10 protein-coding genes and 1 tRNA gene are annotated in these 14,473 nt (G+C 60.3%); 4 read left to right on the forward strand and 7 right to left on the reverse strand.

The features are described 5' to 3' along the window. Positions 1 to 26 precede the first annotated feature (26 nt). Positions 27 to 1,232: a methionine gamma-lyase gene (locus VWY75_RS17660; protein ID WP_416538794.1), complete on the reverse strand. Its 1,206-nt coding sequence runs from the start codon at positions 1,230 to 1,232 to the stop codon at positions 27 to 29. A gap of 94 nt (positions 1,233 to 1,326) precedes the next feature. Here VWY75_RS17660 and VWY75_RS17665 point away from each other — a divergent pair, with 94 nt between their 5' ends. The 3 genes from VWY75_RS17665 (at position 1,327) to VWY75_RS17675 (ending at position 5,307) form a co-directional block, all read left to right on the forward strand. Next, positions 1,327 to 1,815 (forward strand): Lrp/AsnC family transcriptional regulator, encoded by a 489-nt coding sequence (locus tag VWY75_RS17665; RefSeq protein WP_416538795.1) that lies wholly within the window; start codon positions 1,327 to 1,329, stop codon positions 1,813 to 1,815. A gap of 122 nt (positions 1,816 to 1,937) precedes the next feature. Beyond that, complete coding sequence (locus VWY75_RS17670; protein ID WP_416534885.1) at positions 1,938 to 3,710, forward strand: adenylate/guanylate cyclase domain-containing protein; 1,773 nt, start codon at positions 1,938 to 1,940, stop codon at positions 3,708 to 3,710. Between the two features lie 133 nt (positions 3,711 to 3,843). Next, positions 3,844 to 5,307: a phosphatase PAP2 family protein gene (locus VWY75_RS17675; RefSeq protein ID WP_416538796.1), complete on the forward strand. Its 1,464-nt coding sequence runs from the start codon at positions 3,844 to 3,846 to the stop codon at positions 5,305 to 5,307. Positions 5,308 to 5,333: 26 nt separating this feature from the next. Here VWY75_RS17675 and VWY75_RS17680 read toward each other — a convergent pair whose 3' ends face one another. Then, the gene (locus tag VWY75_RS17680) at positions 5,334 to 8,279 is read right to left on the reverse strand and encodes a hypothetical protein (RefSeq protein ID WP_416538797.1); all 2,946 of its coding nucleotides are present in this window, start codon (positions 8,277 to 8,279) and stop codon (positions 5,334 to 5,336) included. 457 nt (positions 8,280 to 8,736) lie between these two features. On the opposite strand from VWY75_RS17680, the gene VWY75_RS17685 reads away from it, so the two are divergent. After that, positions 8,737 to 8,811 (forward strand) — tRNA-Asn (locus VWY75_RS17685). A 227-nt stretch (positions 8,812 to 9,038) separates the two neighbouring features. On the opposite strand, the gene VWY75_RS17690 is transcribed toward VWY75_RS17685, so the two are convergent. Genes VWY75_RS17690 through VWY75_RS17710 form a run of 5 tightly spaced genes read right to left on the reverse strand, consistent with a single transcriptional unit; the run spans position 9,039 to position 14,444 of the window. Next, on the reverse strand, positions 9,039 to 10,292 hold the full coding sequence (locus VWY75_RS17690) for an AGE family epimerase/isomerase (RefSeq protein ID WP_416538798.1): 1,254 nt from the start codon (positions 10,290 to 10,292) through the stop codon (positions 9,039 to 9,041). Positions 10,293 to 10,316: 24 nt separating this feature from the next. Beyond that, the gene (locus VWY75_RS17695) at positions 10,317 to 11,384 is read right to left on the reverse strand and encodes an ABC transporter ATP-binding protein (protein ID WP_416538799.1); all 1,068 of its coding nucleotides are present in this window, start codon (positions 11,382 to 11,384) and stop codon (positions 10,317 to 10,319) included. A gap of 11 nt (positions 11,385 to 11,395) precedes the next feature. Further along, entirely contained in the window at positions 11,396 to 12,247 is an 852-nt protein-coding gene (locus tag VWY75_RS17700; protein ID WP_416534881.1) for a carbohydrate ABC transporter permease, read from the reverse strand. A gap of 8 nt (positions 12,248 to 12,255) precedes the next feature. Further along, positions 12,256 to 13,206 carry a carbohydrate ABC transporter permease gene (locus VWY75_RS17705; protein ID WP_340545675.1) on the reverse strand — a complete coding sequence of 317 codons (951 nt, stop codon included), beginning with the start codon at positions 13,204 to 13,206 and terminating at the stop codon, positions 12,256 to 12,258. Further along, positions 13,188 to 14,444, reverse strand: coding sequence for an ABC transporter substrate-binding protein (locus tag VWY75_RS17710; protein WP_340545676.1), 1,257 nt, complete (start codon positions 14,442 to 14,444; stop codon positions 13,188 to 13,190). The genes VWY75_RS17705 and VWY75_RS17710 overlap by 19 nt, the downstream gene beginning before the upstream one ends. Positions 14,445 to 14,473: the final 29 nt, after the last annotated feature.

A 14,473-nucleotide genomic window follows, 5' to 3' on the forward strand; every position in this document is an offset into this window, starting at 1 on the left:
AAACACCCCACCAGGGGCCGCCATACTCAGGCGGCGGCGTAAGCGTTATGCGAAGACAGCGCCTGCATCAGATCGTCGATGATATCATCGACACCTTCAAGCCCAACTGACATCCGCAGCAGCCCCTCGGCGATGCCATGTTCTGCACGCTCTTCGGGGGTATAGGTCGAATGGGTCATGCTGGCCGGGTGCTGGATCAGCGTTTCGGCGTCGCCCAGCGACACCGCGCGCTGGACCAGCTCCAGCCGGTTCATCATGGCGATACCGCCAGCCTTGCCACCAACAACCTCAAAGGGGATCATCCCGCCAAAGCCCGACATCTGCCGCGCGGCCAGTTCATTCTGTGCAAAGCCGTCAAGGCCCGGGTAATAGACCCGCTCCACCGCCGGGTGGGATTGCAGCGCCTCAGCCACCTTGCGGGCGGATTTGCAGTGACGCTCCATTCGCAGTTCAAGCGTCTTCAAACCGCGCATCAACAGCATCGCACTAAAGGGTGACATCACCGCACCGGTCATATCCTTCAGCCCGACAAGACGGATCTGGGTGACGTCCTCCTTGGAGCCGACAACCAGACCGGCGATCACATCGCCATGGCCGCTGATGAATTTCGTTGCCGAATGCACCACGATATCGGCGCCCAGTTCTATCGGGCGTGTGATCACCGGCGTGGCAAAGGTGTTGTCGACAACCACCTTTGCACCAGCTTTATGCGCGATCTCGGAAATCGCCGCGATGTCGATCAGGCGATTGTTGGGATTTGCCGGGGTTTCGAAATAGACCAGTTTGGTTTTCGGGCTGATCGCCTCTGCCAGATTTGAGGGATCTGTCATATCGACCAGACGCACATTGACGCCAAATCGTGGCAGCCCGTGGGTCATGAAGGAAAACGTGCAGCCATATAGTGTCTTGTCTAGGATGATTTCATCCCCGGCCGCTAGAAACGACCATAGAGTCGAGGTGATTGCGCCCATGCCGGAAGCGGTCGCAAGCCCGGCTTCGCCGCCCTCAAGATTGGCGATGCGCTGCTCCAGATGGTCCAGTGTCGGGTTCGAAATGCGGCTGTAGAAATGCCCCTCGCGCTCACCGGTGAACATCTCGCCGCCCGCCTCGGCGGAGTCGAAGGTAAAGGTCGAGGTCAGATAAAGCGGCGGGTTCAACGCCCCCTGCTGCGACTGCGAGTCATAGCCATGGTGGATTGCACGTGTCGAAAAGCTGGAGTCGGTCTTTTTCATGAAAATCACCCTAATGTGTTTCCAGCATCTTAGGATGGTCAGCTGGGCGATTAGTTGCTAATTTACCTTCAGACAGCATAAGGATTGGCATAATATGCCAGAGAAGCCAAAATTGGACGCGACGGACAGACGCATCATACGGGCCTTGCAACGCAATGGGCGGATGACGAATCTCGATCTCGCGGCGGAGGTCAACCTCTCACCCTCTCCCTGCCTGCGCCGGCTGCGCATTCTTGAAAGCAGCAATGTCATTCAAGGCTATAGCATCGACGTTGATGCCAAGGTCTATGGCCTGCCGGTCACGGTCTTTGTGCGGGTCAGCCTGGAGAACCATACCGAAAGCGTGGTGGCCAACTTTGAACGCCAGGTCCGTGGCACGCCTGAGGTTCTGGAATGTTTCGTGATGACTGGCCTTGCCGATTATCTGCTGCGTGTGGTGGTGGCCGATCTGGAAGATTACGAACGCTTCGTACGCGCGCGCCTGCATCCCATCGGCGGCATCAGTTCGATTGACACCAGTTTCGTCTACGGTGTGGTGAAAAAGACCGCCGTCTACCCTGAGGTTGATAGCTCTCAAAGCTGATCATCCGGCAGGGTGCCCATTTCGCAGATAGCTGGCAAAGATGCGCAAACCGCCGGTCTACATTCTTTAAAAATCGCGACCGTTCGATATACTGCCCCCCTACTGGCGGCAGGACATCATCCATGCAAAGGCCCATCCCAACAACGTTTCCAAAGATCTCGACGCGACTGACAGCTTTCGCCTTTGCCGATGTGGCAGACTACACACGGCATATGGAGATCAGCACAACTGAGACTGTCCGTCGCTGGTGCGAGCTGCGCGACACCGTGCTGCTGGATGAGCTGAAACGCTATGGCGGCGTGCGTCGGTCGGATGCCGGGGATGCGCTGCTGGTCGAATTCACCAGCGCCACGGATGCTGTGCTCTGGGCGATGGCTGTTCAGGATCGGTTGCGCCAGCAGGTCGCCGAAGAGAACCCGATGGAAATCCGTATCGGTGTCAATATCGACGATGTGATCGACGATGAAGGGACCGTGCAATCCGACGGTGTTGTCATCGCCTCGCGCATTCATCAGCTCGCCAATCCGGGCACCGTGGTGGTCACCAAAATGGTCCGCGATATCGTCCGCGGGAAGCTGTCGCTCAGGTTTCACGACCTCGGCGCGCCGCTGTTGAAGAATATTGACCGGCCCGTCCACGTCTATCAGGTCCTCAGCAGCAGCGGCGACAGTGTTCTGCTACATCCTCATGCTGACTGGAAAAACCGCCCGACGCTGGCGGTCCTGCCGTTTCAGGATCGCGGTGCGCAGGCCGAGGAACAGTATTTCGGCGATGGCATCACCGAGGAGATCATCTCCGGCGTCTCCCGCAGCCGCACCATGTTCGTCATGGCGCGCACCTCGACGCTGCAATTCCGCAGTAGCAAGGAAAACCCTGCCAAGATCGGCCGCAATTTAGGCGTCGCCTATCTGCTGACCGGCTCCGTCGACCAGCATGGCGACCAGCTCCGCATCTTCGTCGAATTGATGGATGTTCTGCGCAACCGGGCGATCTGGGCCCAGACCTATCGCGGTGACCTGCAGGATCTTTTTGCCTTTCAGGATGAAATCGCCTCCAGCATTCTGGCCATGCTGGAACCCAAGGTGCTGTCGACCGAGGCGGAGCATATCAGCGCACGCAGCACAGAGAGCCTGGACGCCTATAAATGTGTCCTGCGGGCGCTGGCGCGGCTCTATCAGCTGGATGACTACAGCTATGAAGAGGCCATCGCTCTGTTGAAGCGCGCCGTGTCTCTCGACCCTAATTACCCCCAGGCTCACGCCTATCTGGCGTGGTGCATGAATTTCTTTCTGGCAGAAGGGTATTCCCACAACCCGCGCGACGATATTCTGACCATGATCAACCATTCCCGCCGCGCGGTCGAGCTGGACCCCGATGACGCGCTGACCCTGTCGATCCGCGCCCATGTGCTCAGCCTGCATGAGAACAGCCCCGAGGATGCGCTGGAACTCTTCGAGGATGCGCTGGCCCATAATATGAACCTGCCGCTGGCCTGGGGGCTGAGTGCGACGACATATGCCTATCTTGGCGACGGCGCCGAGGCCCGTGAACGGTTGCTCAATGTCTGGCGACTGGCGCCCTATGATCCGTTGAGCTTCTTCTTCCTGACTGCTGCGGGCCTTGCTGAATTTGTCGATGGCAACATGCCTGAAGCGATCCGGTTCCTGAAGAACGCCCGCCGCAACAAACCGCGGTTCATGGCCAGCCTCCGGCTGCTCGCCGCCGCCTTTGCGCTCAGCGGGCAGACCGAGAGCGCCCGCAAGGTGGGCCGAGAAATAATCGAACTGGATCCGGGATTTTCGGTATCGAAATTTGCGACCTGGTATCCGCTGAAATCAAAGGAAGCCCTGGGTCGTCTGACCGATGGTCTGACACGCGCTGGGCTGCCTGACTAGGATTTGGAACAACAATGATCGGGGCAACCCGGCAAGCAGGAAGGACATCAAGAGGCAGACCGGCAGAGCACCGACACGCGCAGTCACACAGTTTGTTTTTAACACGTATTCAACGGTTTAAGGGGGATTACTGATGGCTGGACATGGCAACTCGCAAGCGTCGTCGAACGGGCTTGGTCTGGGACTTGGGCTCGGTCTTGGTTTGGGCAATGGTCTTGGGCTTGGCAACGGCCTCGGCTTGGGCAATGGTCTGGGACTGGGTAACGGTCTGGGATTAGGGCTTGGTAACGGTCTGGGTTTGGGCGCAGGTCAAGGACTTGGCCTGGGTCTCGGCAATGGTCTGGGCCTCGGCAACGGTCTGGGGCTTGGCGCGGGTCTGGGATTAGGGATTGAGGATAACGGCTATCTTCTGGGCAATGGCGCAGACGCCGGCATCGGCATTCTGCGCAGCTACTACGCAACGCCCAAAGAGCTGGGACTTCTGCCCTGGACGCTGGATTTCAGCCCGGACAACAACGGTGGCGATCCCTTCCCGCTGTCGATGATCATCACACCCTATCAGATCCCAAAGGACAAAGGCACACCGCCGCAACCGCAATACCCTATCGCGCTGGAATGGATCACCGAGGACTGGGATCCTGCTCTGCGGTTCTGGGCGCTGCCATTTGACCCCAACCTTGGGGAATGGCTGCGTGCGGCGGACAGGTCCGAACCCGGCACCATGGCAGCACTGGAATTCGCATCGCAATACCAGAACTGGCATCCCGCCCATGTCGGCGACCGCTGGCTGGAACAAAACGATCTGCGTTGGCGCTATGTCCAAACCGGAACCCCAACGCAATCTCAGGACGCCGCCAAGGAGGCCTTTGAGATCATCGTCGCCGAGCTGGAAGTGCTCAAGATGTATATGGAGGATGATCGTCAGCAATATATGGTCGAATGCGACATTCAGGCCGATGGCCTGCCGGCCTATCTGATCCATTTTTTGGGGGCCAACAGCTTTGATCACCCCTTCACGCTGAAGCTTATTGATCTGGGACTGGCGGTCGGCAATGTCGCCTATATGAGCTACAAAGCCCATTACAAGCGGGTCCGTCCCTCAATTCTGCGTCCGGGGCTAACCGTGCCATTTGGTCCGCCTGCCCATCCTGCCTTTCCCAGCGGCCACGCCTTTCTCGCCCATTTCCTGTCGCTGCTACTGCTGGAGGTTCCGGGCATCGCACAGCGATTTGGCGTGGTGAGGGGCTATGAGTCCGATGGCACGGGAACCAATATCCAGATCCCGGCAGGCACTCTGCTGCGCAAGCCGACCTATGACGATCTGCTTGGCACCAACGTTATCGCCTCGCCGCTGCTGACCATGGCCAACCGGATCGCGGTGAACCGCGAGCGGATCGGCGTGCACTACCCGTCGGATTCAACCGCGGGCCGCCATATCGCGGCGGGGATCTGGTATTGCATGATGGACCGCGCGCCGGTTGATCCGAACGCCGGGCCAGTCCCCTGGGCACATCTCAATGTTCCGACGCTGCACCGTATCCTTGACAAGGCCAAGACAGAATGGCCGACACCGTGGATTTCGAGCGAAATCGCCTGAGCTCCGGGACCTCTTGGCTCCCGACCCTAGCCGATCATGTGCAGGCCCAGATTGTTGTCACAGGCGACCAGATCGACAAGGGCCTGCACCGTCTGTGGCGGGGTTTCGCCTGCGCCGATCTGCGGCGCCAGTCCCGCTGCGGGGTCGGTATTGGCGCGGTCATTCACATGGGTCAGCTCATAGAAAAACACCAGCTGCAGCCCTGCGGGTGCTGCATTGCGCGTATCTTTACAGAGCTGCGTGATCTGCTGCGCGTCATTCTGCGTCAGATCCGATACCGCCTGCTGATCCGGGCCGATGTCACAAGGCCCCAGCGCAAGCGGATGCGGACTCCAGAGGATGCTTCGGTCCATAATCTGCGAGATCGGTTTATCGTTCAGGACCCATCCGCCCCAGACGCGCAGCCCCGCACCCTGCGCCGCGACCGTTCCCCGGTTACCGAGCTTCGGCACCAGTCCCGGCATCACCCAATCGGCATCCTGCGCCCAGTGCAGAGAGACCGGCAGATAGCTGCCGCGCCCCACTGTCACCGGGCCATCACCAGTTGGAAAAACATCGGCGCGGCGATCGAGGATGTAGATATCCACCACCGGGGCCGCTCCCGCCTTGCTGCTGATCTTCTCCGGGTTCGCCGGAAACATGCCCATGGTTTCAAAGGCCCATCGTGTCACCTTGTGCGAGGTTGCCGGCTGCCACTCCGCCCCGCCTCTGGGCAGCGGAACCAACGCCGGGGCACCCCAGCCTGCGGCTTCCATCCCAACCTCCAGCATTTCAGCGCGCGACGGCGATTGCGCCAGACCTGCCATTGCCTGCAGCAGCAGATACAGCGTCATATCGGAGGCGCGGGTGCGTTGCCCCCAATCGGCGTCGCTCCCTGCCAGCGTATCGCCGCCAAGCGCGCGGTAAAGCAGGAAACATGAGGACGACAGGATCTGCTCCGTCAGATAGGCCTTATGCTCGGTGCCGGACTTGGGCGGATCCTCAACAACCGAGCGGTTCAGCAGACCGTACCAGCCCCAACCCATGGACGGGGTGCGATCATGCCGCCGTGGCGCAAAGACAAACGGGAAGGTCCAGCCCCGCATCCGTTCATCGCCCGGATAGGCCGGGCTGGACAGATCCGACAACGGGTCAAAGAAAACCGCCGCCATGGAATCGCCGGCGCTATGGGCAAAATCGAACTCAAGTTGCCCGATCCGCGCCGCCAGCAGGTAGTGACCGAATTCATGCAGCATCCAGCGCCCGCTGCTGGCGATGCCCAGCGGCTCCAGCTGGCTATCTGGCGTCCCCGGCTTGACCCTGGCCCAGCGGTTGAGATTGGCCAGCGCCAGATGCATGTCGATGCTCGGCTTGCTCTGCTGGGCGGCATCCGGCGCCACGTCGTAACGCACCTGCGCGTTGATTGTCCGACCGCTTCTGCCGGGTCCGGGCACGATGCCCGAGCGGTAATGCACGGCCAGCGGTCCGTCCGCCGTCGCAACATAGGCATCCGGTGCCAAACCCAGCCCGCTCATGCTGTCAAAGAACACCGTGCTATGCCAATAGGCGCTGATTGCGGTGGACAGGTTGCGGCGTGGCGGCACATCTGACACATCCATCGGCGGCAGCGGCTTGGGCAGATCGCCGTGACCATCACCCGGCACAAAACGCGGGCAATTGCGCACCACATAGGCCGGTCGCTGCATCTTCATCCCCAGATCCAGCTTAATCGCGCGATTTTCGCGGAACAGGTCAAGGATCTTGTCCGGCCGCGTGGGGCGCCGCCAGGACAAGGGCGGCGCCGGGTGCCCGCGCCAATCCGGTGGCGGCACCGGGAACACCCGCACAAATGGCTCCAGCTCCGGCACCCGGGGGCCACCACCTGCCACTGCATGGCTCACCAGCGGCACCCGCGTCACCGACACAACTTCGACGCTGTTCTGAGCGAGGTCCTGTAACCGCAGACGCACCGTCAGCCGATAGCTGAGCGGCGCGCCGCGCGTTGTCTCCTGCCCGCGCGCCAGCAGGACCAGCGTCATCTCCCAGGCCCCCGCAGCGACATTGTCCTGTTCCGCCGAAAACTGGATATCCTGCAACAACAGCGACCGCGCCTCCACCCCCGCCTGTTTGGCGATAGTTTCCTCAAGCATCGACATCATGCGCGGCGCTGATACGACCGGGGGCGCGGCGCCGCCCGTGTCGCTGTCCGCAGTATCATCGGTGGTCGATGCCGTCGGCAAATCGCCGGTATCCGTAGCGGCCTGCGGTTCGGCCGTTGCAGGATCATCTGCCGCCTGAAACCCGATCGGAACGCTTGACAACGACTGCGCCAACCGGCTCAGAATAGACTGTTTTTCGTCAGCACTGCTGTTGGCCAGGATCGCCGACAGCGCGCGATTTGCACCGCCTGGGAATTCAGCTGTCAGACCGCGGATGATCAGATCAAAGCCGCGTGTTGTCTGGCGCACCTCAACCGGCACCCGAAATCCTGCTGAGGGAAACCGCATCAGGAACGACGAGAGCAATGGGTTCTCGATCCCTTCGGTCGCGACCAGGATCACGGTGCCCGGCATCGCGCCCTTCGGATTGCGTGACATGTTCCAACTGGCAATCTGCCCTTTCAACCGGGTCGACGGCCCATCAATTTCCGGCCAGATATCGCACCAGTGAAGCAGGCTTCCAGCGGAGGCGACACCTGCAATCAGGTCCAGCATCGGGTCCGCCGCGCCCAGAGGCGGAGTTGTCGCATTCACATAGGCTCTCAGGTGTTTCAGATAGTCGGCCGCCGCGCCGGTCAGCGCAGCCAGATTGATCGGCCCGTCAGCCGCCCCGGCGGTGGCCTCTGCGACATAAGGGGCCGTCGGATGTGAAATCAGCCGCGACGGGCGGCGCGAACCCGGATACTGCCGCTCGTACCGCAGCCAGGCCTTCACCGTGCTGCTGGCAAGATTTGCCGACGGCGGCCAACGTCCCGGAAATGTCACTTTCGCCATGTCGTCCCCCTTCGAGCACACGCCCTTGGCGATGCTCTGTCTGTGTCAAAATTATCGCTCGACACCCTCAGGGATGGCCCATTTGCGGGGGAACACCGCCGCACTCAGTCGCGCGGTCCCGCCTCTTCGGCTCTGGTATTTTCGATCTCGTCTCTCCTGCCGAGATTGGCTTGTCCAGCCGCGTCTCCCGACACCCGCCGCGCCGGTCGCTTTGCAAGATCGAAAGATCCCCATCCGGTAAGCCTACCACAGTTTCGATGCGGAAAGTAGCCGCGCGGCAGCACGCCCCGTATCGCCGGACGACGGAATATTGATGGCCATCACGCGGCGCAGACCGCCAATCGCCCCAGCCCCGCCACGGCCCAAAACCCTGCGCGATCGAGCTGTCAAAAAAATGCAGCCGAGGGCATTTTTTCTCTGGACGCGCCAGAATGCACGCCATATATCAGCCCCACATTCCGGCGTAGCTCAGCGGTAGAGCAGTTGACTGTTAATCAATTGGTCGTAGGTTCGATCCCTACCGCCGGAGCCAAAGTTTCCAAGGGCTTAGCGTTCATTCGCTAAGCCCTTATTTGGTTGATGTCGGGATTTTCTACGGTGTCATCGCGTCGATATTTCGCGATAATGTCGGCCGCCCTGCGACGCCCGGCGCAGGTACAGTCCGGGCCGAGCGGGGCTCACCAATGTCCGGGCCAAGGCGCTGCACTAGCGGCAGATGGATGGGTGATCGGACCGGTTTTCTTCAGGTGCGCGCCGTACTCAGGACAACAGCGGTGTCGGCAATTGTTTCAGCCCTGACACATGGCCCAACTGCAAGGCGCCCATGGGCAACAGACAGGCCTGAAGCGCGTGGTAGATATCCGGCTTGCCGGTAAAAATCGTCTGCGTCACCTGCCCCGCCTGGTCAATCTCGGGATACCAGCCACCGCGCTCTTCATCAATGAAATGGGCCTGTGCAAAGCTCCAGAGGCGGCGATACCACAGCTCGTCCTCGGCCCGGGCGTCCAGCCTGATCAAAGCGGCAACCGCGCCGATGGCCTCGGTTACCGGCCACCAGAAGCGATTGGTCATCGCAACCTTACCCTCAAAGTCAAGCGTATAGGCAAACCCGCCATCCGGCAGCCAGGCGTCCGCCAGGGCCCGCTCGATCAGCTTCCGGGCGCGGCATGGAACGCCTGGATCCTGCCGTCCGGCCAGATCCCAGTGCTGCAACAGCAGCCGTCCCATCTCAAAGGAATGGCCCGGCGTGGTGCCCGCAGGCCGAAACATCGGATCACCGGCATAGGGGCGATCAATCTGCCACTCCTCGGTATAATGCTCTGGCAGTCTCCAGCCGTCCTGCCCGGCGATATCACCGACAAAAAAAGCCAGAATATGCCCCGCTCGCTCGAGGAACATCGACTCGCCGGTGGCTTCGTAGGCTGTCAGCAGCGCCTCGACCCCGTGCATATTGGCGTTCATGCCGCGATAGGATGAAAACGGCGTCCAGTCCCGGTTCCATTCATCGGCAAAGCGCTGCGCCTGCGGTTCCCAGAATCTGTGGTCCAGCACCTCGGCGACATCCGACAGCAACGCATCCGCACCTGGATGCCCGGCCAGCTTGGCAGTGGAGGCCGCCAGCAGCACGAAGACATGCCCATAGGCCAGTTTGCGATCATCAGCGACCGTGTCGCCCGTCATCGCCCAAAGATACCCGCCATGGACGCGATCGCGATGATGACTGTTGAGATAGGCGATGCCATGGTCAATGATCCGGTCGGCACCGGCATAGCCGCAGATATGCGCCAGCCCGTAGGAATGCACCATACGCGTGGTTGTGTGCAGCTCCTGTGTGTTGTCCGGCAATGGCTGACCGGCGGCATCAAGGGTATGGAAGCCCGGTCCCTTGCCCAGACTCGCAGAAAAGAAACTCAGTTGCCGACGAGCATCCGCTATCAGAAAAGCGCGGTGATCCGGGTCGTCCAGCCAGAAACCGGCTGCATCCAGCGCTCCGGCAGGGTTCGGCGTGACCATGGCTACTCTCCTTTGTGTCGCACGTCAGGCAGCGGGCCGGATGGCCCTGCCATTTGCGTTGAAGATATGAGCATTCTGCCGCTGCACCCGCAATCCCAGCCGATCCCCGTTTCGGACCGGGATATTGCCATGTTTGCGCACGAGAATCGGCCCCAGCCCATCGACATTGGCATAGATGTTTGTGTCCGATCCCAGACGTTCAACCACATCTGCAACCGCAGTCAGATCCCCCTCACCCGGTGCCACCACATCCAGATGCTCCGGTCGGATGCCAAAATCCACAGCTGCGGCGGTGTCGCGCAGATGATCCAGCGTCAGCATCATGCCATTGCGGGCCATCACCCCGCTATCGGCCCCGGATACCGGCAATATGTTCATCGTGGGAGAGCCGATGAACTGCGCCACGAACTTATTGGCGGGCCGCTCATAGAGATCGAGCGGCGATCCGACCTGCTGAATATCGCCTCCATTCAACACCACAATGCGGTCCGCCAGCGTCAGCGCCTCGACCTGATCATGGGTCACATAGATCATCGTAGCGCCCAGTTGCTTGTGCAGCCGAGCAATCTCCAGCCGCATCTCCACACGCAGCGCCGCGTCCAGATTGGACAGCGGCTCATCAAACAGGAACGCGCGCGGATCGCGGATGATGGCGCGCCCCATGGCAACGCGCTGGCGCTGCCCGCCCGATAGCGCCTTGGGCAAGCGATCCACCAGTTTCGACAGGCCTAGGGTTTCGGCGGCCTTGGCGACGCGCGATCTGCGCTCCTCTGCCGGTTCCTTGCGGATCTCCATGGAAAACCCCATGTTCCGCGCCACATCCATATGCGGATAAAGCGCGTAGGACTGGAACACCATGGCAATGTCGCGATCCCGTGGCCGCACGTCATTCATGCGCTGCCCGTCGATCTCGAAATCGCCAGACGTGATCGGCTCCAGCCCTGCGATCATCCGCAGAAGGGTAGATTTGCCGCAGCCTGATGGCCCCACCAGAACGATGAATTCACCGTCCTGAATATCAAGATTGATATCGCGCAGCACCTCAACAGCGCCATAGCGTTTCGCAACATCTCTGAGTTCGATCCGTGCCATGATCCGGCCCCCTATCCTTTGACCGCGCCGGACGTGAGGCCCTGCACCAGGTAGCGTTGTATGAAAATGAAGAACAGGCAGCTTGGCACCAGCGCCAGCACGCCAGCCGCCATCATCTGCCCCCAGTCCACCGAGAATTTCGACACGAAGGTCAGCAGCCCGACCGGGAAGGTCATCGCGTCATTTTTTGAAATCAGCATCAGCGCAAACAGCAGCTCGGACCAGGCGGCGGTAAAGACAAAACCCAGCGTCGCCCCCAGCCCCGGCAGGGTCAGCGGAAACACCACCGTGCGCAGCGCCTGAAACCGGGTGCAGCCATCCATCATCGCGGCCTCTTCCAGATCCTTTGGGATCCCGTCAAAGAAGGATTGCATGAGGAAGGTCGCAAATGGGATGTTGAAGGCGGTGTAGACCACGATCAGCGAGGTGAGCGAGTTCAGCAGGCCCAGATCAGCCACGATCTTGTAGATCGGCGCGATGATCATCAGCAGCGGGAACATCTGGGTGATCAGCATCACGCCGATGATGATCCGCTTGCCCGCAAAGACAAATCGCGAGAAGGCATAGCCCGCCCCGGCCGCAATCAGCGTGGTGAAGAACGCCGTGCCGAGCGAGACTGTCAGAGAGTTGCGGAAATAGGCCAGGAACTCGGTCTCAAACAGCACGGTGGCGAAATTCTCGAACGTCACTGCACTGGGCAGCATCCGCGTGCCCTCGGAGAAGATCAGCGCATCGGGCGTAACGGCGATTTTCATCAGCCAGTAGAGCGGAAACAGCGCAAACCCGAGATAGAATGCGATGGCGGCATATTTCCCAAGCGCCAGCGCTGGATGACGTCTGGATGAACGCGCGATATTAGCCATGGTGATCCTCAGATCTTGACCAGCCGTCTGCGCATCCACAGCAGGATGACAGCATAGGCCAGAAGGATGATCAGCAGCGCCACCGCAATGGTCGAGGCATAGCCGAAGTCCAGTTTGCGGAACGCGGTGGTAAAGATGTAGGTGGACAGGATCTGCGTTGAATTGGCCGGACCACCCCCGGTCATCACAAAGATCAGATCGGCAAAATTGGCGATCCAGATGGTGCGCAGCATCACCGTGATGGCAATCATTGGCGCCAGGAACGGCAGGGTAATCTTGGTAAAGCTCTGCCACGCGCTGGCGCCGTCGATTTCGGCAGCCTCGTACAGCTCACCCGGAATGGACTGCAGCGCAGCCAGCAGCGTGATGGCGAAAAACGGCACACCAAACCAGATATTGGCGGTGATCGGCCCCCAGATCGCCAGATCAGGATCACCCAGGATATTGTAGGGCTCCGACAGCACCCCAAGCGCGGCCAGCCAGTGCGGGATCGGTCCGATCACCGGGTTGAACAGCCAGGCCCATGTCAGGGCTGACAGAAAGGTCGGCACCGCCCAGGGCAGAAACACCAGCGCCTGAAACAGCTTCTTGCCAAAGAACTGCGTGTTCAGCAGCATCGCCAGCCCAAGCCCGAGAAAGAACTGAAAGAAGATCGACCAGAACGTCCAGAAGAAGGTGTTCTCAAGCGCGATCCAGAATTTGCGATCCGTCCAGAGCTTTTGATAGTTTTCAAACCCGACCCAGCCAGTGTCGAAAGGATTCAGCAGTTCAATGGCCTGAAACGAGTAGGACACCCCAATCACCAGCGGCATCAGCATGACGCTGCCGATCAACAGGATCATCGGCGACAGGTAGAGAAACGGCTCAACCATATAGTGCCAGTAGAGCGAGCGCCGTGCCCCGGTTCCCCCGGGCACGACGTTTTTTTGGGCGCGCGCAATCACTGCTTTGCCTGCCATTTCGCATATTCGCCGGTCAGGAAATCCGCCCATTCATCGGCCAGATCCTGTGCGCTGCGCTGACCAAGAAGCGCTTCCTGGCTGGTTTCCAGAACCACGGTGCTTGCAAAATAGCCCCATTTCTCCAGAAAGGTTGGCATGGTGGTCGGCTCATACTGCTCACCGTTCAACTCCTTGAACCAGCCTGCAAATTGCTCGGTCTGGAAATAGGGGTCCTGATCGGCGCCCTTATGGACCGGGATCACACCAACTCGCTTGGCCCAGGTGCCATTGGCCTCAGGTGCAGACAGCGCCGCCACCAGATCAAAGGCCTCGTCCTCATGCTTGGTCGCATTGAAGATCGACCAGCCTGCAAAACCGATGGTCGGGAATGCCTTGCCGGAGGGGCCGACAGGCATCGGGATCACCGCAAAATCCTCGGCTGGCATCCGCTCCGAAATCGCGATCAGCGCGTCAGGATCCTGATCGAGGAAAGCGCAGGTGCCAGAATAGAAACCGGCGACGATCTCATTGAAGCCCCAGCTGACCGCATCCTTCGGGGCATAGCCCTTCTGGTAGAGATCAAGCATGAACTGGATGCCCTCGACCGAGCCTGGCTCATTCATGCGGCTCTTGCCATCATCGGTGAAGAAGTCATTGGTGCCGTTCATCGCAGCCGCCATCATCACCCAGCCGTTGGTGCCACCCGGACCACCGCGCAGGCAGTAGCCTGATTTGCCGTCCAGTTCCGATACCGCAGCCGATGCCGCCATGAAGTCTTCCATGGTTTCGGGCGGTTCGACACCGGCTTCGGCCAGCAGTTTCTTGTTGTAGAACATCGCGCGCAGGTAGAACCCGTAGGGGATCATGTAGAGATCACCCGCCTGGCTGCCCATTGCGATCGTCTTGTCTGTCAGCGTTGCGCCATGCTCCCAGTCGGCGACATGATCGGCGAGGCTTGCCAGCTGGCCGGAGCCTGCATAAAGCGCCTGCCAGGTGTCGGGCATTTCGACAACATCGGGGATATCGCCGCCGGCAACCATGGTCGCCAGCTTCTCAAACGCCTGCCCCCACGGCAGGCTGATGATTTCGACGGAAACATCGGGATGGGCGGCCTCGTAGCCGTCAACGATGCTCTGCAGCACCTTGGTGCGTTCCGGGCTGGTGATCACCTCAACCAGCTTGAGCGTCGTCTCCGCGTAGGCGGCGCTGCCCATCAGCATGGCCGCCGTCGTGATCCCTGTCAGAATTTTTTTCATGTTGTCCTTCCCCTTGTCGTGTGACGGTG

The organism is Phaeobacter sp. JH20_08 (genome assembly GCF_048056635.1).
Lineage (GTDB): Bacteria > Pseudomonadota > Alphaproteobacteria > Rhodobacterales > Rhodobacteraceae > Phaeobacter > Phaeobacter bryozoorum.